Annotated in this window: 16 protein-coding genes and 1 pseudogene; 6 read left to right on the top strand and 11 right to left on the bottom strand. The window is 37.2% G+C overall.

The genetic code is table 11. The features are described 5' to 3' along the window. The 4 genes and pseudogenes from F960_RS05540 to F960_RS05525 form a co-directional block, all read right to left on the bottom strand. Window positions 1-4,037, bottom strand: a pseudogene (locus F960_RS05540) (hemagglutinin repeat-containing protein); the annotation flags it as partial. A gap of 244 nt (window positions 4,038-4,281) precedes the next feature. Next, complete coding sequence (locus F960_RS05535; RefSeq protein WP_004854881.1) at window positions 4,282-5,244, bottom strand: IS30 family transposase; 963 nt, start codon at window positions 5,242-5,244, stop codon at window positions 4,282-4,284. Between the two features lie 65 nt (window positions 5,245-5,309). Continuing rightward, window positions 5,310-12,032 (bottom strand): two-partner secretion domain-containing protein, encoded by a 6,723-nt coding sequence (locus F960_RS05530; protein ID WP_004859548.1) that lies wholly within the window; start codon window positions 12,030-12,032, stop codon window positions 5,310-5,312. Between the two features lie 56 nt (window positions 12,033-12,088). Continuing rightward, on the bottom strand, window positions 12,089-13,801 hold the full coding sequence (locus F960_RS05525; protein ID WP_004859546.1) for a ShlB/FhaC/HecB family hemolysin secretion/activation protein: 1,713 nt from the start codon (window positions 13,799-13,801) through the stop codon (window positions 12,089-12,091). 490 nt (window positions 13,802-14,291) lie between these two features. Between F960_RS05525 and F960_RS05520 the strand changes: the two genes are divergently transcribed. Then, window positions 14,292-15,569: a tyrosine-type recombinase/integrase gene (locus tag F960_RS05520; protein ID WP_020846594.1), complete on the top strand. Its 1,278-nt coding sequence runs from the start codon at window positions 14,292-14,294 to the stop codon at window positions 15,567-15,569. A 143-nt stretch (window positions 15,570-15,712) separates the two neighbouring features. Here F960_RS05520 and F960_RS05515 read toward each other — a convergent pair whose 3' ends face one another. The 7 genes from F960_RS05515 to F960_RS05485 all read right to left on the bottom strand — a co-directional run bounded on the left by F960_RS05515 (window position 15,713) and on the right by F960_RS05485 (window position 23,629). Further along, window positions 15,713-16,213, bottom strand: coding sequence for a Mov34/MPN/PAD-1 family protein (locus tag F960_RS05515; protein WP_004859540.1), 501 nt, complete (start codon window positions 16,211-16,213; stop codon window positions 15,713-15,715). Beyond that, on the bottom strand, window positions 16,203-17,990 hold the full coding sequence (locus tag F960_RS05510; protein ID WP_004859538.1) for a ThiF family adenylyltransferase: 1,788 nt from the start codon (window positions 17,988-17,990) through the stop codon (window positions 16,203-16,205). The genes F960_RS05515 and F960_RS05510 overlap by 11 nt, the downstream gene beginning before the upstream one ends. Continuing rightward, a complete protein-coding gene (locus tag F960_RS05505) occupies window positions 17,983-19,239 on the bottom strand; it encodes a nucleotidyltransferase domain-containing protein (protein ID WP_004859535.1) in 1,257 nt (418 codons plus the stop codon). Before F960_RS05505 ends, F960_RS05510 begins: the two co-directional genes overlap by 8 nt. A gap of 36 nt (window positions 19,240-19,275) precedes the next feature. Beyond that, the gene (locus F960_RS05500) at window positions 19,276-19,830 is read right to left on the bottom strand and encodes a 3'-5' exonuclease (RefSeq protein WP_004859533.1); all 555 of its coding nucleotides are present in this window, start codon (window positions 19,828-19,830) and stop codon (window positions 19,276-19,278) included. Between the two features lie 31 nt (window positions 19,831-19,861). After that, window positions 19,862-21,436, bottom strand: coding sequence for an HNH endonuclease (locus tag F960_RS05495; protein ID WP_004859532.1), 1,575 nt, complete (start codon window positions 21,434-21,436; stop codon window positions 19,862-19,864). 187 nt (window positions 21,437-21,623) lie between these two features. After that, a complete protein-coding gene (locus F960_RS05490) occupies window positions 21,624-22,556 on the bottom strand; it encodes an IS5 family transposase (RefSeq protein WP_004859529.1) in 933 nt (310 codons plus the stop codon). Window positions 22,557-22,711: 155 nt separating this feature from the next. Beyond that, on the bottom strand, window positions 22,712-23,629 hold the full coding sequence (locus F960_RS05485) for a LysR substrate-binding domain-containing protein (RefSeq protein WP_035373038.1): 918 nt from the start codon (window positions 23,627-23,629) through the stop codon (window positions 22,712-22,714). A 133-nt stretch (window positions 23,630-23,762) separates the two neighbouring features. Here F960_RS05485 and F960_RS05480 point away from each other — a divergent pair, with 133 nt between their 5' ends. From F960_RS05480 to F960_RS05465, 5 genes are all read left to right on the top strand, one after another. Further along, window positions 23,763-24,044, top strand: a complete 282-nt coding sequence (locus F960_RS05480; protein ID WP_004859524.1) for a hypothetical protein — start codon at window positions 23,763-23,765, stop codon at window positions 24,042-24,044. 172 nt (window positions 24,045-24,216) lie between these two features. Continuing rightward, window positions 24,217-24,390: a DUF2798 domain-containing protein gene (locus F960_RS23205; protein WP_198488225.1), complete on the top strand. Its 174-nt coding sequence runs from the start codon at window positions 24,217-24,219 to the stop codon at window positions 24,388-24,390. A 30-nt stretch (window positions 24,391-24,420) separates the two neighbouring features. Then, window positions 24,421-24,921, top strand: coding sequence for a DUF2938 domain-containing protein (locus F960_RS05475; protein ID WP_004859518.1), 501 nt, complete (start codon window positions 24,421-24,423; stop codon window positions 24,919-24,921). Window positions 24,922-24,930: 9 nt separating this feature from the next. Then, a complete protein-coding gene (locus F960_RS05470; protein ID WP_004859515.1) occupies window positions 24,931-25,608 on the top strand; it encodes a cupin domain-containing protein in 678 nt (225 codons plus the stop codon). 1 nt (window position 25,609) lies between these two features. Next, window positions 25,610-26,716: a flavin monoamine oxidase family protein gene (locus tag F960_RS05465; protein ID WP_004859512.1), complete on the top strand. Its 1,107-nt coding sequence runs from the start codon at window positions 25,610-25,612 to the stop codon at window positions 26,714-26,716.

Here is a 26,716-nt window from a genome sequence, read left to right as displayed (position 1 = left end):
GTACTTCCGCTTGGGAATTTACTACTATTTTCATCCTGACCTTTTATTGGCGTACCAATATTGGTTAAGATATTAAAACCTCGATTACTTTCAGAACGATGATCTTGAATATCTTGCAGGTCTAATGTACCTGTATAGTTCAGCTTGCCATGATCGGTTAGTGTTCCATCTTCATTTTTGCTCGCATTAGCAATCACACCACCAATATTACTTACTTTTTTAACCCCCATTGCATCCAAATCAGCATCATTTTGAGCATTTCCGATGATAAGCGTACTTGTCTCATTCACCCATGCACTATCACTTTTGCCGTTGCTTTGGTTATAACCAGCTGTGACATTGCTTAATCCACCAGTTGTTCCAAAGCCTGCACCTATTGAACCACCTTTACTACTGCTGCTACTTGATGCTGTATCTTGTAAGCTTTCTACATGGATTTCATTCACTTTAAGATCGCCACGATCAGCGATAGAAACGGTACCACCTTGGATATTCAATTTATCCATAGCACCCGAAACTTTATTCAGCTCAACATCACTATTGACATGGGTCAGACTTTCACTGTGTGATTGACTATTCTGTTTACCAATAGAAATACTTCCACCTCCACCAGAGGTATAGCTGACACTTTGAGTGTTGGTTTTACTGCCCGTATCTTGTTTTGTACGTTCTGTACCTGCCGTAACATTGAGATCTTTAGTTCCATCAAACGTGGTTGTTCCAGTCGCTGTTAAACGGCTACCTTGAATATTGATGTCCTGCCCTTCGGATTTCAATTTGACATTATTTAAATCGAGATTGCTGCCCAACCATTTACTGGTTTCAGTAGTACTTGTTTCAGTATTTTCAACTCGTTGTCCATTTGCACCAATGGTAAATCCATAAGTTGCTGAGTTGGCTGCTGCATTTGCAGCTGCTGCTCCTACAGCAATTTGGGCACTTGTCAAATTAGTAATAGCCATCGCAACATTGGCTTTACTATCTTCCAATGCTTCTTTTGTAATTTTACCAGCCGCATAATCTCGCTGCGCCTGACTATAATTATCCTTAGCTTGGCTCACTGCTTTGGCTGCATCACCCACAGCACCAACGGCTAATACTGCATCTACATAAGCATTTCTTACACCCACCTCGGTACTAATCGTCGTCTTATGGGTTTGATCTTCTGTTATCGTTTTATCTTCATACCCAGCAATGTTAAGGTTTCCACGACCATGATCAATGGTTGTATCTGCTGTTGCCTTTATATTTTGTCCTAAAATATCAACGCCATTGTCGCCTTGAATCATTAGATTTTCAGTATTGATATTGCCAGCCTTATGCATTATTTCAGTCGTTTTATTACTTTGGGAACTCTGTTCATTGACAAAACCACCTAAACGAATACTGTCATTATTCAGTTTTGCGCCTAGACCTTGAACCGTTTCCTTACTTTTCGACTCCACACGAATATGCTGTTCTTCGGCAGCATTTAATATGACTGTTTGTCCCGACAAAGTTGTGTTTTTTGCATTGATATCACTACTAGTGAGCGTCGTTTGACCTGCTGAACCAATAAATACATTGTCTGCTTTTAGATTTGACCCTGTTTGATTAATTTCTTCAGTACGCTGGCTAGATGATTCACTAATAGTAACTTTTGGTGCCTTTAATCCAGGAGCTAAAGCTTCTATACCCGCCAACCCAACAGCTGCCACCTTAACAATATCTTTAACAACTCCTCGATAACCTTTTTGTGTTTCATCCCATTGTTGATCATGTGTTTCAAGCGTACTCAATGTCACATTTTCAGGCATGATCGAACCATCAACAGATTTCAGTGTTCCATCCGCTTGGCGCTGCATCAATGTATTACCAACATATATACTTTGCCCAGCTTGGACGTCATTCGCTTGAAGTTCTATATTTTTTCCGGCATTAATATCTACAGAATTACCCGCTATAAGTTGAGTTTGAGCGACTTCCTGATCAATATAGCCTTGCTGTTGATTTTTAAATGTTGCAAAGTTCTTTTTATTTGATGTACTACTTACACTTGTTTCATCAATGGTCGAAAGTAAATTTACGTTACCATTATCCGCATGGATTTGAATATTATTTCCAGCTTGAGCTTGTAGATGTGTAGCAGTAACATCTCCTTGTTGGCTATTTAAAATAACATTCTGACCTGCATTAATTTGATTAGCAATGGAAGTAGATTGATTTTCAGTAAATGTAGATAGCGTCTTACTCCCCAAAGACCCTGTTGTTGTGTCCTTACTGTAAACACTACGTTCATTTAAACCATTTTCAAGTGTAATATCTTTTTGTGCTAGTAATTCAACGTTACCTTGTTGACTAGAAAGGTTTACCGCTGTACCTGTTATATTTTGCCCTGCGACAATCACTGAGCCAACACTCGAAATCTGACTTCCTACATCCTGTTTAGTTTCAAAACTAAAACCACTTTTTCCTGTTATTGGTCGCTTATCGCTTTGACCAATCTGTACAGTACCAATATCAACATGACCAACTGTATTTAGAACAGTTGCACCATTGAGATTTCCAATTTCTGCACCTTTGAGTACACTATTTCCTGCAACATCTATCGCTAAAGTTACTTTATTTGGATCAATAATCGTATTTGAGCCATTTCCAACATATAGACCTGCAATACGGCCAATACCTGTTGTGCTTGAGCTAGCATTTCCATGTTGTGAATCAGAGGTTATGGTTGTCGTAGAAATATTTAAATTACCACCAACTTTGAGTGCCATTTCTTCGTTGGCACTTATTTGACCACCAATATTGTTTAAATCATTTTTGGTGGTGATTGCAACAGTATTGCCTTGAATTCGACCACTTAAATTGGTGACATTGTCTGCTGTAATTTGTACTGCATTACGTCCTGCAATCGTTGCACCATTTAATAAATCACCATTTAGACTAAAATTAACACTATTCCCAGTTAGTAATGAGCCATCACCTTTTAAATCTCCCACGCGGGCTTTAACATAAACTTGTGGCACAAGCGCTTTGGTCACTGTTCCATCTGCTAAAGTGACATTCTTTTCAACCAACCATACGATATCACTGGTCAATTGAGCGATTTGAGCTGCTGTAAGTGCAATACCTGGCTGCAACCCATATAGTTTTCCATAAGTCACACCATTATTCATCAAGGCTTTATATTGTTCTTCATCAGAAGCATAGCCTTCTAGAAAGCGATAACCTGTCAAATTGGCAACCTGATCTTGCACCATACGCTGTTCATAGAAGCCATCACCAATACGCTTTTGTTGTAAAGCTGGATCAAGTCCTAATGCATCCAACATATAGTCTGATGACAACCATTTTTTATAATTGGTAAACGCAGGGTCAGTTTCTATAAGATAGCCTGCTTTTTTATCTGCACTAACACGGTAAAGTGCATTGTTTGGAACTTTGACTTGTTGACCATTAATCGTTCGAATTTCAAATGCTTCACCAGAACCAGCCTGATCAGGTGCTGCTGTTTGATCTTGTTTTGTACCTGCTTGAATTTGTTCAGCACTTTGTCCAATTTTGTGTTCAGCATCAATTACACTGGTTGAATTATTTTGAGCATTAATTTGATCAACATTATGGTTGTTATTTGTGTTATTAAGATCTGTCTGTACTGAGCCTTGATCTTGGATATTTAAATCTTTATTTTGTGATGATCCTGTTTGATCTACTCGGGTTGTATTGTCTTTTTGATCAACATTTTTAATATCAGAATTAGCATTTTTGCCATTCGATACTGTTTCTTGACTTTGATCGTTCGATACATCATTAATCGATTTATTTTCCTGATTAATTTTCTGATGATCAATGACTTGACTAATATTTAGGTCGATTGGCTTTTCTTTTGAATAAGTAAAATCTTCCCAAGTCTTTTTATCCTTTCCACTCCTTATCTCGTAAAGTACGCGAGATCCTTCTGCAAAATATTTTTCAGTTCCCTCAACTTTTGGTGAGTTGATCGAACCACCCACATTTTTAAGTTCTCCACCTGCTATTATCTGGCTTTTATCGTTAAAAACATATGCACCTGAAAGATCCATATTCCCGCCTGCTGTAATTTTTGCAGGTGCAGAATTTACGACCTGAGTCTGTTCCGTCCAATCATTATATCTATAATTCGTAAATCTATTGGCCGCATTTTCAAGGCTAATGACAGTCCCATCTACATTATGCCAACCACCATCATACCCAGCAAACAGATCAAATCCCTCATTAATTTTTACATCTTCGGTACTAAAGTTTTTATTAATGGCGGATTCAAGCAGCAAGTGCAACAGTATAAAAACCAGCCATAACTTCACTTGGCGTATACCAGCCTAGTGTTTTTCTAGGACGATGGTTGAGTGAAAATTCTATCTGCTCTATTTCATCGTTTGACACGTCATCAAACGATGATGATTTTGGCAGATATTGCCGGATTAAACCATTCGTATTTTCATTTCTAGCTCGCTGAATAGACTTGTAAGGATCAGCAAAATAAGTATCTATGCCGACATCAGTAATTCTTTTGTGTTCGGCAAATTCCTTTCCATTATCAAATGTTACACTATAAGCATGGCTCATTCGTAAACGATCTAATGCACAAGTAATCGTTTTAGAGGATGCTCTCGTTGACCCTAAATGAACAATATGTACGTACAGGCTCTTTCGATCAACGAGGGTTAATAAAGCTCCTTTATGATGTTTACCAATCACCGTATCACCTTCGAAATCTCCTAAACGTTGTCGCTGATCAATGACCTGGTCTCGGCAATGAATACTTGTTTTATCAATGATTTGCCCTCTACGATCCGTGTTTTTGTAACCTCGTTTTCGATATTTCTTCTGATGCCTTAAGTGTAGATGGAGGTTACCTCCTTGTGATTTATCTTGATAAATGTGCTGGTAAATCCACTCATGTGAAGGTACATCCAGCCAACCGCGTTGTGTTAAAGCACCTGAAATTTGTTCTGGTGACCAGTCTAAGCCAATTAAGTAATCAATATAAGCGAAGGCAAATGCTGTCATGGATGATGAAGGATGGTACCGTCTTTGACTTGCAAATTTCGCTGCCTGTTGAGCTCTATATCCACGTTGCCCAGTATTTCTTTTTAACTCACGGTAGATGGTTGATCGTGAACGCCCTAACTCCCGAGCAAGGCTAGCGATTGAACTTTTACTTTTCAAAGTAGCATAAATTTCGTATCTTTCATCTTGAGAAAGTTGGGTGTATTTCTTCATTGTGTGCTTTCCAATTGCGAGTTGAAAAAGTCTAATGATTCTATGAATACACCTAACTTTTTCAACTAACTACAAGTGTGTTGCACTTGGGATTTGAATCTGCGAATATTATTAATCTGTTTTGCCGACAATTGCATATCACCTAGTGATTCAATCGTCGCACTTTCATTATTAATTACATCTGCTTGACCAATGGCTTTGCGATTTTCATCCAATGCACCACCCAGATATAAACCACCTGCACTAAAGATCTGTGCTTGACTTGTATAATCGGTCGTATTCGCTAGATTATTGAGCGTTTTCACACCGAGATTCATATCACCACGTGATGCAATGATCGGTGCTTTTCCACTCGTATCTGGCAAATTGTTGAGAGTATTTGCTTCAATAGCTAAATCAGTACCATAAATACGACCTGTGCCTTGGTTATTGATTGTGTCTGCTTTTAAGGTGGTGTAATCCCCATTGATCAAACCAGTATTATTAATTTGCTGACTTGCTGTGAGATTTGTATCATGACTTTCAATACTTGCATCGAGACTATTATTTATATTTTTTGCTGTCAGTGATAATGTATTACTAGCTGTAATTTTGCCATCATTCTCGATATCTTCCTCTGTACTTAGACTTAAATTATGATTGGCTTGTATCTGTCCACCCGCAGCAAGTTGATATCCTTGTTTAAGCTCAATTTTGGCATCACCCAAGCTTAAAACTTTGCCATTGCCTGTAAGACTTTGTGCAGTAAGGTTTAAATTTTCACCCGCCAGCATTTGCCCTTGTGCATTGTCTATATTGAGTGAATCACCTTTGATATTTAAAGCACTTACGGCACTCACCTGACCTGCTTGGTTGTTGAACTGAGTGCTTATATTTAGATGAGCATCTTGACTGCTACGGATCTCACCTGCTTGGTTATTGACGATGTTGGCTGTTAGATCCAAATTACCCGCATTGATCCCTTGTACTTCGGCATCATTGCTCTGGCTATTTTGATTATCTAACTGCTTGGTCTGAATGGTTAATGTTTTGCTGGCAATAATTTGGCTATTGGCATCTGTGGTATTCTGTTTGCCCTGATTATTGATTTGGTCAATATTCAACTGCATATTGCCCATCGAGCTGATTTGCCCAGATTGGTTATTGAGGACTTGATTTTGTCCTATGCCCTGTATTTTGACATTTTCAGCGGCGGTCACCAATCCTGATTTATTTTGGATTTGATTCGCATTGATAGCCAAGACATTTCCACTTGCGATGTAGCCTTGTGTATTATCCAATCTTGCAACATTGTTTAATGTCACATTCCCCTGACTTAAAATACCGCCTTGTTTTCCACTCTGGGTATTGATCAAATCTTGATGATGTGTATCAATATTTATTCCATAATTGGCTTGGATTAACCCTTGATCGTTATTAAGCTGACCAGATGAAATATCAATCTGATCTGAGCTGATCACACCTTGTTGGTTACTCAATTGTTGTGCTTGGCTGTCAAGGCCGACTTCTTTTAATCCAACAATTTGACCCGATTGGTTGTTTATTCCATTGGCTTTGATATTGACCAAGTGAGAGGACTGTAGAGATCCCGATTGGTTATTGAGCTCCCTACTCCCTGTATTGACAAGCAAATCACCATTGACACTCCCAATCTTCCCTTCGGTATTGTTTAAGCCTTGGCTATTTAATGAGACGTTCTGGTTGGCTGCAATAAGACCCGTGGTATTATTAATCTCCGCATCAATGGCTGCATTTAAAGCCCCCTGCGCACTGATTTGTCCAGAAGCTGTGTTATCTAAATTGCCTGCATTAATCTGGATGTCTTGCCCTGACTGGATAACTCCAGTTTGATTTTGTAATATTTGAGTTCCTGCATTAACCGTTAAGTTACCCTGTGTTCCAATCTGCCCTTGGTTGTTATTTAACCCCTGACTAGAAACGTTGATACTTTCATCACCTGCAATCACACCCTTTTGGTTATTGATGGCTTGCTGGCTATTTAAATCAACTTTACCTTGACCGCTGATTTGTCCAGCACTGTTATCAATATTTCCAGCTTTGGCGATTAAATCTGTTTTAGCTTGTAATAATCCAGATTGATTCGACAACGCCGCATTACCTGCATCTACATCAACATTACTTTGGATACTGGCAATCTGCCCTTGAGTATTGTTTAAACCTTGGCTTTGAATATGAACGCTTTCATTCGCAAGGATTTGACCCGATTGATTACTCAGCTGTCCTGCATTTTTTATCTCTAATGCATTTTGTGCAGAAATTTGTCCTTGTTGGCTATTATCCAACTGCTGACTTTGGATATTTAAGTCATTCCCACTATGAATTTGTCCTTTTTGACTATTATCCAACTTGTCATTTATGGTTAAAGTCAGATTTGATTTCTCACCTGATTGAATTTGACCCGCTTGGTTATTCAGGTTTTGACTGCTGATATTCGCTGTGCCATTCGCAAGTATTTGTCCAGACTTGTTACTTAGATCACCTGTACTGTTGATATAACTATCACCTAATGCAATGATCTGACCTGCATCATTATTTAGACCATTGCTGTTGAAATTTAAATGGCTGCCTGCTTGCAATGAACCTGAAATATTTTTGAATTCACCTTGTCCAACATCTAAGTCAAGCTGACCTTTAACACTACCAATTTGTCCTTGAGTATTATCTAAACCTTGGCTAGAAATTGAGACATGATTATTTGCTACAATGTTACCAGTCTGGTTATTCAACGATTGCTTAGATGTAATATTTAGGCTGTCTTGCGCATTAATCTGACCTTTGCCACTATTATCTAATGATCCTGCTTTGATATCCGCAGATAATCCACTCGATAAAGTACCTGCTTGGCTATTATCCAGTAATCCATCAATATTTAATGTTAAAGATGAATTGGTTAGAATTGAACCGCCTTGGTTATTTAAGTGCTGTCCTGCAATATCAATCGCATCACCACTTTGAATTTGACCTTTTTGATTCTCTAAATTTTGAGTATGTAAATCCAAATGGTTTTGAGCAGAAATTAAGCCAGATTGGTTTTGGATATTTTGGGCTTTTAATGTTAAATCCTGAGAGGATTGGATTTTTCCAGATTGGTTACTTAAATCTGCTGTGCCTGCATCTAGAACAACGTCGCCATGAACTGAGCCGATTTGCCCTGCATCATTTTTCAAACCTTGGCTTTGTAGGCTAACATTTTGATTGGAAATGATTTGTCCAGCTGTATTATCAATATCTTTTTGGCTGCTAAGCTTGAGTGAATCTTGGCTATTGATCAGACCTGATTGGTTGCTGATACGATTTGCATCAATGGTCAAAGTTTTTTCAGCTTGAATCGTACCTGAATCATTTTTAAGTTCTGCCGAACCTGTATCAATCTCTAATTTGCCTTGGCTGGTGCCAATTTGTCCTGAAGCATTATCCAATCCTTCTGATTGAATCAATACGTTTTGATTGGCAACGATTTGACCCATTTGATTGTCGATCAATCCTAGACTTTGTATTGTTAATGCATTTTGTGCACTGATCTGGCCTTTTTCACTATTACTCAGCGAACCCACTTGTAAGCTAGAATTTGCACCACTCACAATCTGTCCAGCTTGACGATTGTCCAGTGCATTTTGAACATTTAGACTTAAATCACCAATCCCTGAAAGTAATTGTCCTGCTTGGTTATTGGCTGAATCCGCACTGATATTTAAACCATTTTGTCCTGCGATGATACCTTGTTGATTATTTAAATCTTGTTTGATCGTTAAACTTAATGGACTCGTTTGACCACTTTGAATCATTTGTCCTTTTTGATGACTCAAACGATCTGCATTTATCGTGATCTGATCTGCCGATGTGGTTGCTCCATCCAATACAAGTTGACCAGCATCAATTGCCAATGTGCCATTACTTAGGATTTGACCATCCGTACCTTGTATATCAGTCGCTGATATTTTGAAGTTTCGATCACCCGCGTGAATCAATTTGCCTGATTCATTATTTAAATTTGATGTGGTTAAGTTGATCGATGAAGCATTAGACTGGATTTCACCTGATTGGTTATTTAAACCATTGGTAAAATTTAAGTTCAGATCATTACTTCCAACTTGATGGATTTTACCTTGGCTATTGTCGAGTTGTTTAGCGTTAAGTAATAGATCTTTTGCACTCAATTGCCCTTGATGATTATTGATCACATTCTGGCTAGTGAGTTTTAATTGATCTTGTGCAACCACTGTTGCAGCTTGTGTCGAAATATTGCCTGTTTGACTTTCTAAAACAATATTTTTGGCTTGTAGCTGCCCTTGACTCGCATCGATATCATTTTTTGCTTGTACGTTAAGTTGATTTCCAGCGAAGCTCTGTCCATGTAATTCGGCCTGATCCGCTTGAATACTTAAATCACCTTTATCTGTCAGCTTGCCCTCTCGATCTAATCCTGCTGCAATCAATCCATCAGCCGTTTGATTTAAACTTGAACTGGTGATTTGAATATTTTGGCCTGCGGCCAAAGAACCTGCATTTTTAAGGTCTTGCCCAGTTAAACTTAGGTTTTGATCCGCGTAAATACTACCCGTATTATTTAATTGTTGATGTTGTAATTGAAGATTTTGAGCCTGAACTTGACCTTGAATATTATCAAACTGTCCAACTGTACTTTTTAAGTTTTTATTGGCTGCAATCGTCCCTTGAGTATTGTTCACTAAACCATGTTGCTGAACAATTTGATCTGCAAGAATTTGACCCGAAGTGTTATTTAAACTTTGACTACTCAAATTTAAATCGGTTTTTGCTTGTATCAAACCCGATGTATTATCAATCGCTTGTTTTGCTTGAACATTGACAGCTTGTTGTTCTGAGTAAATCACACCAGACTGGTTATTGATATTATCCGCATTGACATTTACCGTAGCATTGCTGGCAATTTGTCCTTCTGTATTATTCAGTTCATTGGCTATATTTAGATCCAGTTGATCAACAGATTGGATTTTACCTTGTTGGTTATTAGCAGTTTGGCTTTGGATATTCAACTTTTGATTAGATGCTAACTCACCTTGTTGGTTACTAAAGCCAGAGGTTTGTATGTCGGCTTGTTTAACCGTCAACTTACCCTGATCATTATTAAAACTATCCCCTTTAACATTGACCGTGCCTAAATTGAGCTGACCGCCCTGATTATTTAAGCCATTGTTACTTTCTAAATCGACACCACCATTAGCAACAATCGCACCTTGGTCGTTATTAAAGGTATTTTTGACATGAATATAACCTGCATCATAGGTCTTAGGTGTGGTCTCTGTCGGTGTCGCAGCTTCTAGGCTTCCGCCATCTTTAGAAGGATCTGTAGGTACAGTCGGTTCCGTAGTACCTTCACCACCGCTAGGTTCTCCAGTGCTGCCTCCTTCAGGTATTTTTGGCACACCGATTTTACCGCCAGCATTACTCATTTGCCCTGCTTTTAAATCCAGTGCTTCTAAACCTGTTTGCTCAATTGAGCCACTATTTTTTAAACTATCCGAATCTAAAACAATTCGAGCTGCATTCAACTTACCTGTATTTGTTAATGCATTTTGGTTTTGAAGATGTAATTCATCTGCACTGCTGATCAAGCCTGAGTTATCTAAGTTTTGGCTTTGAATGGTGACTTGTGATGTCGCACTACTGATATTGCCTGAGTTTTGGATATTTTGGGCCTGAAGCTGAACTTGGTCTTTATTGGCAATCATATTGCCAGCGTTAACCAAATCACCATTGGTCATTAGCGTCAGTTGATCAGTCGTTGCATTAATCGACCCAGCATTTCGCACCCCTAAACCATTTTCATTTCCAACAAGGAAAATCTTGCCTGCATACATCCCGCCGAGTTGCCCAACATCCAAGGCAAAATTCGGTTTGTTTGGATTAGTACTGAGATTTGCTGTTGCCGTATTGATCTGAGGCGTAGCTTGGTCTTTAACATTGATATCATTTTGTCCCAAAGCCACATTCAAATTATTTGCATACAATCCAGCATTGACATTTAAAGCTCGGGTATAAATATCGGTATAAGGCGTCAAGCTACCATCCAAACCTTTACCTTCAATGGTCACCTGACCATCACGTACACGAAATGACTCAAGATAGCCTTGATTCATCACAGCCTGACCAGAAGTTAAGGTAAAACGATCCGCGTTGATCACACCACAGCCATCACACACCAAGCCTGATGGGTTGGCTATCACCACCTGAGCAGATTTTCCAGCAACCTCTAAGTAGCCTTTTAATTGACTCGGATTACTGCTATTCACTTCATTTAGAATGACTTTCGCTTCACCATTGGCCAACCAAGGGTTACCTTGCACCCAACCACCGAGCTGAGTTTGGGTATTGTTGCGTGAGTTGTTTAAAATTGCACCTTCTTGACCTACATCAAATTGAGTATAGGTGTTACGTGATACACCACCCGCACTTGGTGTTTGAATATTGACTTGGGTTAACCCATTACTACTATTTAAAATCGTCGCTTGTTGTGAATTCGGCGCAGATTTATCTGCAATAATTTGTGTATTGGCGATACTATTTAATGGCAGGCTATAAACCACTGCACCGAGTACAGCAATGACCGCAAAATTGAGCGGATTTAATTTTTTATAAGAATTTAGTGTGATTTGTGATGCATCATCATATATCTCTGTTGCGCTGCTTTGCCCTACTGTTTTTGTTCGGCTTTTTACAATTTCCGCAACCGCAATAAATACCCCACGAGCCTGACTAAAAATAACGCGATAACGATTTTTATTCATAACAATTCACCTAAATTCTTTATATTTTTTTAAAAGCTTGATATTAAAAATTAAAACTAATACATCCAGTTCAGACTAAAACCCGTAGTCACATCATCTGTTTCAAAGCCCTTCGGTTTTTTCAGTGGCGCACCAACAAATAGGTCATAACTGACAGATTTCAGAACTTGTCCACGTAGTCCAACAACTGAACCGAGTAAGCTTGTTCCAAGTAAAGGATTCGGCTCACGTGTGCTACGTCCTCCCACTTCTCCATAATCGATACCGGCATACCATTGCATCGGGAACTTAGGAATTGATCCACTGAACTCATTGCGTACTAAGAAACCTTGATCTCCCATCAAGGTTTGCTCACCATCAAAACCGCGCACGGTATAACGGTTGCCAATTGAAAAACGGTCTTGTGGGGTTAATGCTTTATTGGTCGACTGCATGCGCCATTCAGCAAGGTATTGCAGGTTTTGCTGTCCAACTTTAAAAGGCACTTGTAGACTGGCATTGGCTTGTAAAATCCCGACATGGGTGTAGGCTTCACCATACTGTTCCTCTGGTGCTCGCATTGCATCAAATGCACCAGTACCGCGTTTATAAGTAATATTGCTACTTAAAGTTGCATGAGCTAAATATTCAGTATGATCTAAACTGGCTTTCCAACCGCCTGTTTTTCGGCGTTGTACTTCAACTTCAACATCTTCAATAAAGTTACGTGACTCTCTATACCACCCCCCAAATGAGGCAGAGGTTTTTCGATGTGAATCGCGATAAATCACACGGGATAAATCAGCATTAATCAGTTTGCTTTCACCACTATAGTTATAGCTTTGATTTGCTCCTGCGACATTTTGGTTATAATTAGAGCGGCTAAAATTCGTATTGAATAGCCAATAACCAAACGGAATACTATAGCTAATATAGTAACCATCTGTACCACGTTTACCTGAGTCCCCACCACCTAAGTCATGGTTATAACTGGCATAAAATAAATCATTTAACGTCAAAAGATGATCTAAAGATAAGGTCGCAGTGCCTTGATATTTACCTGTGGAATCAGAACCTGAATCATCAATCCCTAAATGTAAGCGGTAAGGTTTGGATTGCTGCCAAGCCAATACGAGATCACTATAGCCTGGTGTGGTATTTGTAGCTGAAGGTTCAATTTTAAAATCGGCTTCTACCGTTGGAACACGTTTAAAATTTTCTAAGCCTTGTTCGATGTCTCGAATATTCAGTAAATCACCTTTGGATACAGGCAATGCATTGAATTGATGTGCACGTTTAGACGTACCCTCTGCGAATTTAATTTGATCTACGCGCCCAGGAATGACAGTTAAAATTACTTTGCCTGATGCAATATTTTGCGGTGCTAAAAGTACCCGTGTCGTGACATAACCACGACTAATAATTTTATTTTGCACCAGATCCAGTGCTTGGTTTAAACCCTGTACCCCAAGACAACGCCCTACGATGTTGTGTTCCCCACGCGTAATCGCTTTTAAGGCAAATTGAAAATGTTTGGCTTCTTCCCCTTGCAGTTCAATATTTTTAATTTCAAAACAAGGTGTTTCACTATTGGAATTTAAATATTGCAGTTGGGATGGCTTTTGGAGCTTATTTTCCAATCCCAGATTAACATTCGCCTCAGGTTGAAACTTTTGTTCTAAAGACAAATCTCGTTGTTGCTGTCGAATACTTTGATCAGCTTGAATCGCACGTTCCAATTCTGGATTTTGGGGATCAGCCGCATATACAGTCGTTCCCAATAAGCTCATGAATATAAATATGTGACTTTTATTTGATTTTTTTGAATTCATTTTATGTAAAATGTGATATATCTCACATTAAATTATTACCAAAACGTTAAGTTTTGTAAATATCAATTTAAGACTATTTATTTGTCTTAAAACGCACAATTAAAGAAATCAATAAATTTATTCATTAAAAACTCTTCAAAACATTTTTATATTTTTAAGCTTTATTCATAATCGAATTATATTTCATAAACCCAATAAATATTAAATTTGAAAGATATCTTCAAAAAAATCAATCCCAGAAACAAAAAAAGCCCTGAAAAAATTCAGGGCTTTTTAAGATATTTGGCGGAAGCGGTGTCCGTATAACACCAGTATTATGCCGTCCAACCCAATCCAGCATAAATATATTTTTCAATAACTTATGTAAATGTCAATCCAACCACGTCTTGCAAAACCCAATCATTTCTAATATTCTATGTGGGTTTTTATGTGGGACAAGAACAAGCCTATGCCGAAGAAAGCCAAAGAACTCTCTGCGCTCAGTGTAGCAAAAATCAAAGGAAATGGCAGGCATGCTGTAGGCGGTGTCAATGGTTTGCACCTGCGTATCGTGAATGACTCTCGTGCTTGGGTTCTACGTGTTGTTGTAGGTCAGCGCTTTGATGAAAATGGCAAACAGCAACTTCATCGCCGTGATATTGGATTGGGCTCTTACCCAGAAGTGTCACTAGCAGAAGCAAGGGCTAAAGCTCATGAAATGAAAGCCCAAATCCGAAATGGGAATGATCCTATCCAACAAAAACAAGATCAACTTCAAGCTTTACGTACTCAAAAACTTCGTAATCGTTCTTTTCGTGAATGTGCTCAGATTGTGATTGCCAATAAATCTCGTGAATTAAAGAATCAGAAGCATATTGCTCAATGGTCTACCACATTAGAAACTTATATCTATCCTACTCTTGGTGATATTAATATTGGCACAATTACTAAAGTTGATATTGCTGAAGTTCTTAGACCTATCTGGATTGAGAAGAACGAAACAGCTAAACGTATTCGTGGTCGTATTGAGACTATTTTTGATTATGCAAAGGCTATGGAGTATTTTGAAGGTGACAACCCTGCTGAATGGAAAGGTAATCTTGAACCTATATTAGGTAACTTAAAGCAGGAATCACGCCCTCACCCTTCTTTACCTTATGATCAAGTCTCTACATTCATTCAGCACCTTCGTCAAAAAGATGGTATTTCTCCAAAGGCACTGGAATTTGCAATTTTAACGGCTTGTCGTTCTGGTGAAATCTTTGGGGCAATTTGGCAAGAAATTGATTTTGAAAATAAAGTCTGGACTATTCCTAAAGAGCGCATGAAAGCTGAAAAAGAGCATCGTGTTCCACTTTCAGAACCAGCAATTGAATTATTAAAATCAATTCAAACTGATATTGAACCTCAAAGTTATATTTTCCCTGCACCTCGCACTGGCAACATGCTTTCAGACATGTCCTTAACTGCTTTGATTAAGCGTATGCATGAACAAAAAGTTAAAGAAAATGGCATTGGCTATATTGACCCCAAACAAAACCGAGTGATTACAACGCATGGTTTTAGATCGACATTTCGTGACTGGTCTGCTGATATGACCGATTATCCTCGAGAAGTTTGTGAACATGTCCTTGCCCATAAACTCCCAGATGAAGTCGAAGCCGCCTATTTACGTGGAGCCTATCTTGAAAAACGTAAATCTTTAATGGCTGATTGGGCTGTATTTTGCCTGCCCTTCACACAATAAAGAATTCTCTATACCCTAAAACCTAAAAAAATCGCAGTAGTTTTTATAGTTAACTATCTGAATATCCAAATAGTAGTCTTCTGCTATTTCAGCACACATCATGTAGATGTGGGGTTGAGTTTATTGGAATATCCATAATTAGCTCATTTATTAAAATTATTTTTTATTATTGAACCTAAAATGAAATCATTGCTTTGTAAAGACCATGCACGAATTGAATCAGCATTTTGCCCATTACCTACAATAACAGCTAATGGACATGATAAATATTCAACATTTTTTAAAGAAAATTTACGAAAGCTACTAATATCCTGTGGAGATAAACTTGGAATAGATTCTGGATGTGTGTGCCAATATCCAACTAATATTAAACCTTGTTGGTTTGCTGTTAATATTTCTTTTTTACATCTCTTAGGATCTAAGTGAAGCCAAGTTGGTCCTGCAAAATCATCTTTATGGGGCGAAGTCGCTTCAGAAAGCCATAAACCATCCTCAGAATTCACATCAACAAATAACTGCCCTCCTCGCTCATGCTCACCTTTTTTTTGCCTATATTCATTAAAAAAGTCTGCGACAGTGGATGATACATTCAATTCTACTTCTAGCTTGTCCCATTTCCATACCCAAGCTAATTCATGATTCATTAAAATCTTCCATTAATGGCCAATCTCTTGAAATCACCATCTGTTTACAACCAGAAGGAATATTTGGACCATTATATATCCCATTGGTATCTATTATTTTTTCAATATCACCGATACTACTGATCCATGTTTCTTTGTTAATTTTCCCAGTCAGCGTATCAATTGTAGTTTGTGCTATCAAATTTGCTATTGAACTAATTCCAATCAATCCTCCTGGAATAAAGCCATCACCACATCCATGAAGAGGAATCAAGCCCTTATCAGACCAACTAGTAAAGCTATATTTAAAATTTCCATTGTGGTCAAACATATAGCGTCCATCGATATCACTGTTTAATGGGGAAACCAAAATATGACCTATAATTGCATGAGGCTCTGTCCACCCCTGAATAAATATCCATTTTTTCCTGCACAATCCACGAAAAAACCAAAGTAATTCCTCCGATAACCAATTTGCGGATGTAATAACCACAGCATCTACATCATCTAATAAAGAGATCTGATCTATTAATTCATATTGGATAAACCCTGGTATAGATTTAATATCTGAAAATGGTATGTCCTTTTGAATACGCTCTTTTAAGGCATCAGTCTTATAGTGTCCAAGATCATCCATACCTAAAACATGTCTACCTATATTTGCACTTTCAAATTTATCTGGATCAATGAGCATAAGATTACTAACTCCTGCACGAGCCAATTGCACGGCAACAGAACTGCCTAATGAACCGATCCCAATAATTGCAACTTTTTTATTACCTAAATCTTCATTAATTAATATAGTATCTCGTGAATGAATAGTAGATCTTGAAATTAGGTGAACTGGACAATATTCCAATGATGTTAAGGGTGAAAGAGTTTTTGGAATCTCCCATCTACGTGCTGCGCGTTTACCATATATCTGGTAACTGCCATCTTTGACTCCTTTATGTCTAAGAATAATAGATTGAATAATCGGTGGATTAGTATTAGGCACCTCTAATAATAACCATCTAATTGGATAGCGTGAACTTTTTAACTTCCACTCAGACAACAATAATTTATCTTCTTTTGAAATATGTCCAGATAACCAAGAAATAATATTATCTTGAGATGGAACTTTCACATCAGGACATGTTTTTAGACGAATAAAAAAACCTGCATTTGCTGGTTCAGAAATTTTTGGTATTCTATTAAAAAGCCTAAATAAATGATTTTCTAGAGTCAAGACATCTTCTGCTACCCAAATAATCTTATTATTCTTGAAGTTTTGTCGTTGATCAGTAAGTACAAATAACTCACATGTATTTGTGGGTTGTTGTAATAAAATTAATTGTTGTCTATTCCTTGCTAATTGCATTCTCCAATATGGTGTAATCTCTCTGAAAAACTCATTTTTTCTTATGTCTTGGTCTGAATCAGGAAGCACTAGATTTATCAACTTGGATAATCTTCTAAAAGTATCACGTATAACAAATTCAGGAGAATTCCCAGCAGGTTGGTTTCCAAACCCATATAAACATAATGATTTTTGCATTACGTGAGGCCATTCAAGCCATGCTGATGGTTGAATTTGTAATTTCAGTCCCGTATTTGGAAAACCTTTATCAAATCCTAGACATAAAGTACGCTCTATACCTAAGTAATCTTCGGGTAATGGAAACTCAAAACAGATTATTTCACCATTCTTAGATGGCACTTCTCTTAATAAACTCTTTCCATCCTCACCTAAATATTGGTACAGAAACTCAATTCCTTTTGAGATTTCTGGTGTAATAAAATTATTAATATCAGCCAAGACGATCTACCGGTTTAATTATTTCTTGAGAAGCTACAGCAGCACTTGTTGAAATACCAGCAAAAGTGGCTAAGCTCAAAGAATTAAGCGTTGTATTCGCACTGCGACCTGGTAAAGTCCAATTTCTTGGAGTCTCATTAATCAACTCTTTAGTAAAGGCTCTATTAAGACCAAAGCGCTCCATGATTGCATCTTCAACAGCATTACTGCTCTTTAAATCATTTAAACCAAGTTTCATACTTTCTAATGCATGTATATGCCAATTATGAAATGCTCGAATATAATTTATCCCTTCTCCATTAGGACGATTCCATTTTTCAGCAAAATTTTCCCCTGCATCTTTTGGGTTCAAGACAGCATATCCCTCATCATTATTAGAAACAAATCGTGGCATATAATCAACAATCTTTATCATAGCTTCAATTGGTCGTAGTGCTTGAAATAGCGATTCTTCAACAACCTTTTCATATGCTTGTGCTGCTAAGGTTGTAATAATTGCAGAAATTGGTCTAACATCTTCATTTTCTGTAGATATAGCCCATTCATCACGATGTCGTTTCAATAACTTAATCGTAGCTCTCAACGGATTATGATTTATATAATCACCATATAACGGTATTGGTTCCTGACTAGCACTATCCATGATAATAGAGCGTTCATTTAAACTTTTAATTATTTTAATCTCTCTTTGTGATATATCTTCTAACCATTTTGAATATTCACGCGGACTACTACATTTCCAACCAATATGTCTATCAGGTACTTCCAGATAACCATATCCTCTAAACTCGTTATTATATTTAGCACATCGCGCTGGTGTGACATCAATATGAAAGCCCGGATTCTCATCCGCATAAATTATACGAATACCCCTTCGTAATTGTTGAATTGGCGTACTAACACGACTTCCTATCATAAAACGTTTCTGTAAAGTTGCTAACACTTCTTCAGAAGTAGCATTCCTCGCATAGGGTAGTAATACAATAGCATCTGCATCTATTGTTGCCATATCACCTTCTGCTTCAGATGCTGGTTTAATTGTTGTCTTGAGGCCGATTGAACCCTGAACAAAGATATGGGCATCTTGCAATATTTCTTCATTGGCTACATCAAGTATCTTTTGAAGTTGACTATAGCGACTATTAATTACCTCATATTGGCTTTCTGATAATGAAATCCGATGTGCTGTCTTAAATAATAATAGCTCCCAACTATCAATTTGTGATGGGGCTTGCGCTAATAAAGTCATATTTACTCCTGAAAAATATATCGTATAAATAAAATACTAAGAACCAATATGTAACGTTTTTTGGACTAAACGAAATAATTCTGCTTGGAATAATGCATCCTGCAATGCATTATGATTCCCTTTTAACAATGGACTAAGTTTCTTAGAAATCATACTAGACTTAGTATCAGTCCATTTACAACAAAAACGCCCCATATACAAAGACTTAACATCAAGTGCACTAAACCCAAAAGGGTTCTTTCCAAGATATTTATGAAAATAGTAGTTTATAAACGACCAATCAAAACTTGCATTGAATCCAACAAATATTGGTATTTCATTCTCATTTATATGGTCATTAATCCAAATACCAAATTCTTTCATCGCTAAAATAGGATTTAGCCCATCTTCAGCTAGTTTTTCTAGATTGAAACCTGTAACAGATAGAGCTTCTGGATCTGCATTATTTGATACAGGCTTTAATTCACAATAGAAAGTTTCATTGGGACTATCAATAAAACATGCACCAATAGACAGTAAATCATATTCACCAGGAATTGGTCCTGATGTTTCAATATCCACAGAAATAAAGATTTCCTTCTTTTCAACCATGGTTCCTACTCCATTAAAATATAGTATTTTTTTAATCTATTTCGAGTTGCTCACTATTTGATACTAAAGTAACTTTGGTTGAACTAATTTGAATCGTAGCCTCAAAACCTCCACGAACACCTCCAATACTTGGTTTTCGTTCATAAATAGTGAAATCAGAATGATGTCGTGCTTGCATTTTTTGCCCAATACGTATACATGCTGTAGTAGGTGCAATAATAAATAGGTGAACTTTTCTGATGCGCCATTCATCTTGTATTTTACGATAGATACTATCGATGGCATTTCCTAAAAGCTCTAAATCTTTTGGATGGCTAATGACACTAAAATTACAGTTATCTGTTGTTAGTTCCACTGTTGGGAATTTGAAATCATTGTTCTTAAAAAAATGTACTGGTAAATCTTCAGGTGGAATTTTGGCTGTTAAATTAATTTGTAGTACCATTTCAGAATCTGTAGAAACAGGCTCTTTAAGAATATTAATCTTAAATTTACCTGATAATGGTTCATCCACATCAGAAGGCCAAGCCCATTGTCGACCTTTACCTTCTATTTGTTGGCGATGAAATTGAAAAAGATGGACAGGACTAGAATCGCCTATCAATCTTCCACTCAGCACTAGAATTGATGATCCATGTAAAGCAAATATTGCTAAAGATCTCAATTGTCCATCACGTCCAGTCTCTCGTAAAAAACTTTTTAACCTTGATAAATCAGTACTTTTCAAAAGATGAAAAGCATTAGCCCAATAATTATTGTTATTGGATGCACTAAAATATAAAGCATTGTTGACAAAATATTCTGCTGGGTTAGAGCTTTTAATGTTTCTCAACCACATGGCTTCTTCTGCTGCTTTTGGATCAAAACGGAAAGCCTGACCTTCAATCGCACCTCCAATCACTATCATTTCAGCGTTTGGCATTTTTAAGCATTCTAATAAGCGATTTACTTCTTGAATATTTTTTTGAAGCATATTTCTTAATCTATCTGCATCATATTCATTTGGTGCTATTCGATCAATTAAGCGATGGCACTTATCACATAACAACATGATATTACTAGGATCATCAGCCAAAGCTTCGGACTGCTCATTTCCACGAGGTCCTTCTTTTGAAGAAGCAACAATATGTGCAAAATAACTATAATTACCACTCATACTTGGTGTTAAATGTTGTCTAAGATCTTCACCACAACCCTCAAACTGACATCTCCAAGCAGCAGAACATGCAACTTTAAATTTAGTAGCTTCTGAAACCTCACCTTTCCGCCCCGTAGTTAAATCTTTGGATTCTTTTAACCAATTATCCAATAAAGAAATTTTGGATATTAATTGTGCTTGACTAAAATTAGGTTGGATCTCTGAAAGGTCTTTTTCTTCAGTAGCTATAAAAAATAGTCTATGGTTTCGAGTAAACTTTTTTAATTCCTCTCGGGTTTGATCACCAATTTCTCCCTCTCCCAACCCTCTCCAGTCGGAAGCCCCATCATCAGATAAATATAGCTTTGCATAGAATTTATTAGCAAAAAGGAGAACTTTGTAATTCTGGTTTGTAGTCTCTGCCCTTAATAATTGTGAAAACCCAACATCATCAAATGAACTCAACATTTTGCTCTTATTCCTAAAAGATATCCATTTAATGATGCTATCTCTTTAAAACCATTTTAGAAAGATCAAACTATGGACACTGCGACAGACTCAGTCGCTTTAAATTAGATAAAAATTTGACTATTAGAATGTGATGGCTTGGTTGCACAAACATTTCAAAGACCTATTTTACCCAGTACTACCAAATTTAAGTTACAACTCGGGTATGAGGTCGACCTAATTCCGTAAATTTATTCAGTACGGCTATACGGGCATGTATTTCATTTACTTGACTTGAAAAATGCCTAGCTGACAACTTATCGCCTAATAATTTAATGCAATGCATTTTGGTTTCGACCAAACTTCGTCGATGATAACCTGACCATTTCTTCCATAGTGCCCTGCCTAAACGTTTAACTGTTCGAAGTAATTCATTTCGCTCTAGCGAGCTGATCTTTGTATCTTTCCAAGGTTTCGCATTTTTTCTTGGCGGAATCACCGCATGCGCTTGTCGGTCTGCGATTACCTCACGACATTGCTTGGTGTCATAAGCCCCATCAGTATAGACGGAGTCAATCTGTTCTTCTTGTGGAATCTGATCAAGTAAGTCACCAAGCACCTGTGAATCACTCACATTGTTGGTTGTGAGCTGAATAGCACGTATTTGCAGGGTTTCAGCATCGATACCAATATGTAGTTTACGCCATTGGCGACGATATTCAGGCTGATGTTTCTTACGTTTCCATTCTCCTTCACCTAAAAACTTTAAGCCAGTAGAATCGACGAGTAGGTGGGGACAATTACTGCTTTTTTGATAGTTAATTGCAATATCAATATGCTTTTGTCTTCTACAAATAGTGGAATAATCTGGTGCTGTCCAATCTAAACCACAAAGCTTAATCAGGCTTTGCACAAAGCCAGTGACCATACGTAAAGACAGACGGAATAAGGATTTAATCATCAGACAGCATTGGATAGCTGCATCAGAATAGGTTTGATTTCGACCATGTTTACCTTTTGGTTGAGCATACCATTGAGTTTTGGGATCAAACCAAATAGAGATATTTCCTCGATTTATTAATGCTTTGTTATAAAAAGACCAATTGGTTGTACGATAGATTTTAGGTGTGGGCTTATTCATTTGAGAATTATAATGTTGAATAAGCCTTTAACGGTAGGTTTGTGCAACAAAGCCTCATAAATGTAAAAAAAATCAATATCTTGGCACTTTTTTATAGATTACATTTAATCATGAATGAGTCTGATTTTTTTTTAAATTACCTTTCTAATGTAAAATTAATCTATTAAGCTTTTAGCTTCAATTATTAACCACTTTTTAAACTCTAAAATTTTCGACATATTTAAACACTCCGGACGATATACAATATAATAAGCCAATGGGGACTTGTACTCTACATGCTCAAATAGATGAATTAACCGTCCCGCCTTAATATCCTCTTTAGCCATTACACTCCTAGCTAAAGCTATGCCTTGACCGTCTAAAGCAGCTTGTAAAACAGATGCTGAATTATTGATTTGTAATCCACTTTTAATCCCTGAGTTTTCCAGCCCAACATACTCCAACCATTTCGTCCAAGTCGGAAACGATTTATGAGCTTCCATAGTTAGGTCATGAATCAATGTTGCCTGTAAAATAGTGTTGATTGATAAATCAGACTTATTTGCTAAAAAAGTCGGTGAACATACAGGAAAAATATCTTCCTCCATTAGTTTAATTGCCTCTAAACCTTCCCAATGACCTTCACCATATCGCACTCCGATATCTATACCATTTTCAATAAAATCGATAGGTCTCAAGTTAGTATCTAAACGTACAGCAATTTCAGGAAAAAGTGATTGAAATTTATCTATTTTAGGTAATAACCATTTTGCAGCAAAGGCGGGACTAACAGTTACCGTCAAAATATTTGTTGTATTACCTCTTTTTAATTTTTCTAGCCCAACGCTTAGCTTATCAAATCCAGCACGAATTTCTGGTAATACAGACTCAGCTAATGCTGTTGGAACCAGTCGTTTTTTTCCACCTGATTGTCGATGAAATAATATTATTCCTAAGTGATCTTCTAAGCCTCTAACCAATTGCCCTACCGCTGCTGGTGTGACATTCAACTCTCTAGCCGCCGCAGAAAAACTTTTATTACGTGCACTTGCTTCAAATGCTTTTAAAGCATTCAAGTAAATAGGTGTTTCCATTTTATAGATAGTTTTTCTTTCAATAATCACAAGATTATCTCATTTGTTTTTAAAGTCAACTACTCAATAAAATATGCTTAAAAGTAAAAAGCTATATCTTTACTTTTTCTATTCATCTGATGGAGAAAAACTCATGGTATATCTACAAATCACAATGACTATCCCTTTAGATAATCGTCCTGCAGCAGCAGAGATTTATCAAAAGTATAAACTTCCTTTTCTCAATACTGTTGATGGTGCCGTATCAAAAGAACTGTTAATCCGTGAAAAAGATGTTCAAGTTCTACATGGTTTTGAAACCTTGAGTAATGCGGAAAGTTATCTCCAAAGTGAACTATTTAATAACGATGTTGTATGTGAATTAAAACCCTTGTTTGTAGCAGATCCAGATATTCGTATATACCAGTCTGTTTAGATTTTTCATCTTTAGACTTTTGACTTCTCAAGATGTCAAAAGTCTATAAATATTAGACAAACGCAGATTAAATAACTTTGAGAAATTACTATCTATGAACAATATCTTGAATGATTGGAAATTGTCATCGAGAGCATTAATTTTTCTTGTTCCTTAGTTCCTAACATTCATCATGAGTGGTGTTATTTCTTTTGTGAGCACATTGCAAAGCCTTAGACTTATCCATTGGGAGCTGAGCCATTGGATTAAATCTTGGCTTTGCTCTTGGGTCATTGCCTTCCCCACAGCTTTTTTTGTACTCCCTCTAGCAAAGCGATTTGCAATGCTTTTTATCAAAGCATCTTGAATCTATTAGAAAATTGCTCAGGTATTTAATATGTTAGTAAATATACAACTATTCTTAAAAATCATACTTATTGGTGTTGGTGCAACAATTATCCTAGATCTATGGGCGTTATTTTTAAATAAATTTTTCCGAATACCCATTACTAATTGGGCTATGGTAGGTCGATGGCTAGGTCATATACCAAAAGGAGAATTAGTTCAAAAACAGCTTAACAAAGCTCCATCACTTGATTATGAGCTTGGACTAGGTTGGTTGGCACACTATCTCATTGGTATTAGCTATATCTTAGTACTTATCGCATTTGAAGGGAAAGCATGGCTTTCGCAACCTACTGTTTTCCCACCTCTAGTTATATCTTGGTTTTTATTAATTGCTCCTTTTTTCATTATGATGCCTTGTATGGGTGCTGGTGTTGCAGGGGCTAACACACCAAGTCCAATTAAAACAAGATTAATTAGCATTGCAGGACATACCGTTTTTGGACTGGGTATTTATGGCAGTGCAGTAATTTTAAATTTATTGATAAGTTGAAAACATATTATGCTAATTCGTGCTGATTTTTCAGAAATTGCTATTGTCAAACCTGAAGATTACCACTGGGTACGCTCTCCTCATGGCGAAGTAGAACGAGTGATGTTTGATCGTATTGGTAAAGAACAAGCTCGTGCAACAAGTTTAGTCAAATTCTCTCAAAACTCCAATTTTCCTAAACATCAACATCCACTTGGTGAAGAGATACTCGTTCTATCTGGTGTATTTACAGAAAATGGTATAGATCATTTCCCAAGTGGTTGGTACTTAAGAAATCCTCATAATTCCAATCATCAAGTTTCAAGTAAAGAAGGTTCTTTAATTTTCGTTAAACTAATGCAAATGTCTATATATGAATCTAAAGAAGTAAGAATCAACACGAATGATTCTACAAACTGGATTGTTACAGGCAATAAAAAAATATGCCCGTTATATGAATCAGATTTCGAATATACCTATTTAGAAAAACTTAATCCTGACCAATTATTTATTAACAGGTCTGACCAAGGTATTGAAATATTTATAGTATCAGGTCAACTTCAAAAAGAGGATCAAATCTATCCAACTGGTTCATGGATTCGTTTCCCGCCAAAACAACATGCTGTGCTTACAGTTAATAAAACCGATACCACTTTATACGTAAAAACTCAACATCTGCTTCATGCTCAGAAAAATTGGAATGATTAAAATGCTTAAAACCTCAATTCTAATCATTGGCGGCGGTCTAAGTGGTTTATATGCTGCTTATCTACTAGAACAAGCTGGATTTAAAGATTATCTACTGCTTGAAGCAAAAGATCATCTTGGAGGTCGAGTCTACTCAAAGGAACAAATTGATCTTGGTGCAACATGGATTTGGCCCGACCTCAATCCTGAATTGATGAAATTGATACATCAATTATCCCTCCCCTATTTCTATCAACATACTTCTGGCGAACTTATATTTGAAAAACAACGTGATCAGCCTGCTGTACGTATTTCTGGTGCCTCATGGGAAACATCTTCAATTCGGCTTGAAGGAGGTATGCAAAGTTTAATTCTAGCTTTAACCAAAGGTATTTCAGTTGATCGTATTTTACTTGGGCATCAAGTCACTGAAATAACTTATTTAGAAGATCAATCTTTGGGGTTGAAAATTCAGCATTCTCATGGATCAACAACACAATTTTGTTGTGATCAAATTCTATTAGCAGCTCCGCCACGACTATCTGCTAATGAATTTGCATTTAATCCTCCTTTACCAGCCACGACGCTAACACATTGGATGAATACACCTACATGGATGGCTCCTCATGCCAAATATGTAGCAATTTATCCTGAGGCATTCTGGAAGCAACAAGGTCTTTCAGGCCAAGCTCGAAGCTATGCAGGTCCATTAGGTGAAATTCATGATGCCTCAACATCCCATCAACATGCTGCCCTTTTCGGATTCTTCAGTATTCCTTACACCATACGTAAAGAAATTGAACCAACAACGTTAATGGCTCATTGTCGGGCACAATTGGTCCGCCTATTTGGATCTTTAGCAGCGATTCCTCAATCAGAATATCTCAAAGATTGGACTGAAGATGAATGTATTGCCATAGAGTCAGATTGGAAAACTCCAACCCTATTTCATGGTATTGCACCTGAAAATACTCCTAACCAATCTATTTGGCAGAATCGCATCATCGGTATCTCAAGTGAATGGTCAAAAAAATATTCGGGATACCTAGCAGGTGCTGTAGATGCCGCAGAAATGGGGATTAAACAAATTTTAAACTCTAATGATCATCAAAAACTACGTGAGATCTAA

The sequence above is a fragment of the Acinetobacter gerneri DSM 14967 = CIP 107464 = MTCC 9824 genome (assembly GCF_000368565.1).
Classification (GTDB): Bacteria; Pseudomonadota; Gammaproteobacteria; order Pseudomonadales; family Moraxellaceae; genus Acinetobacter; species Acinetobacter gerneri.
The sequence above is the reverse complement of the archived record's forward strand: the minus strand, read 5'-3'. Positions and strand labels throughout refer to the sequence as shown.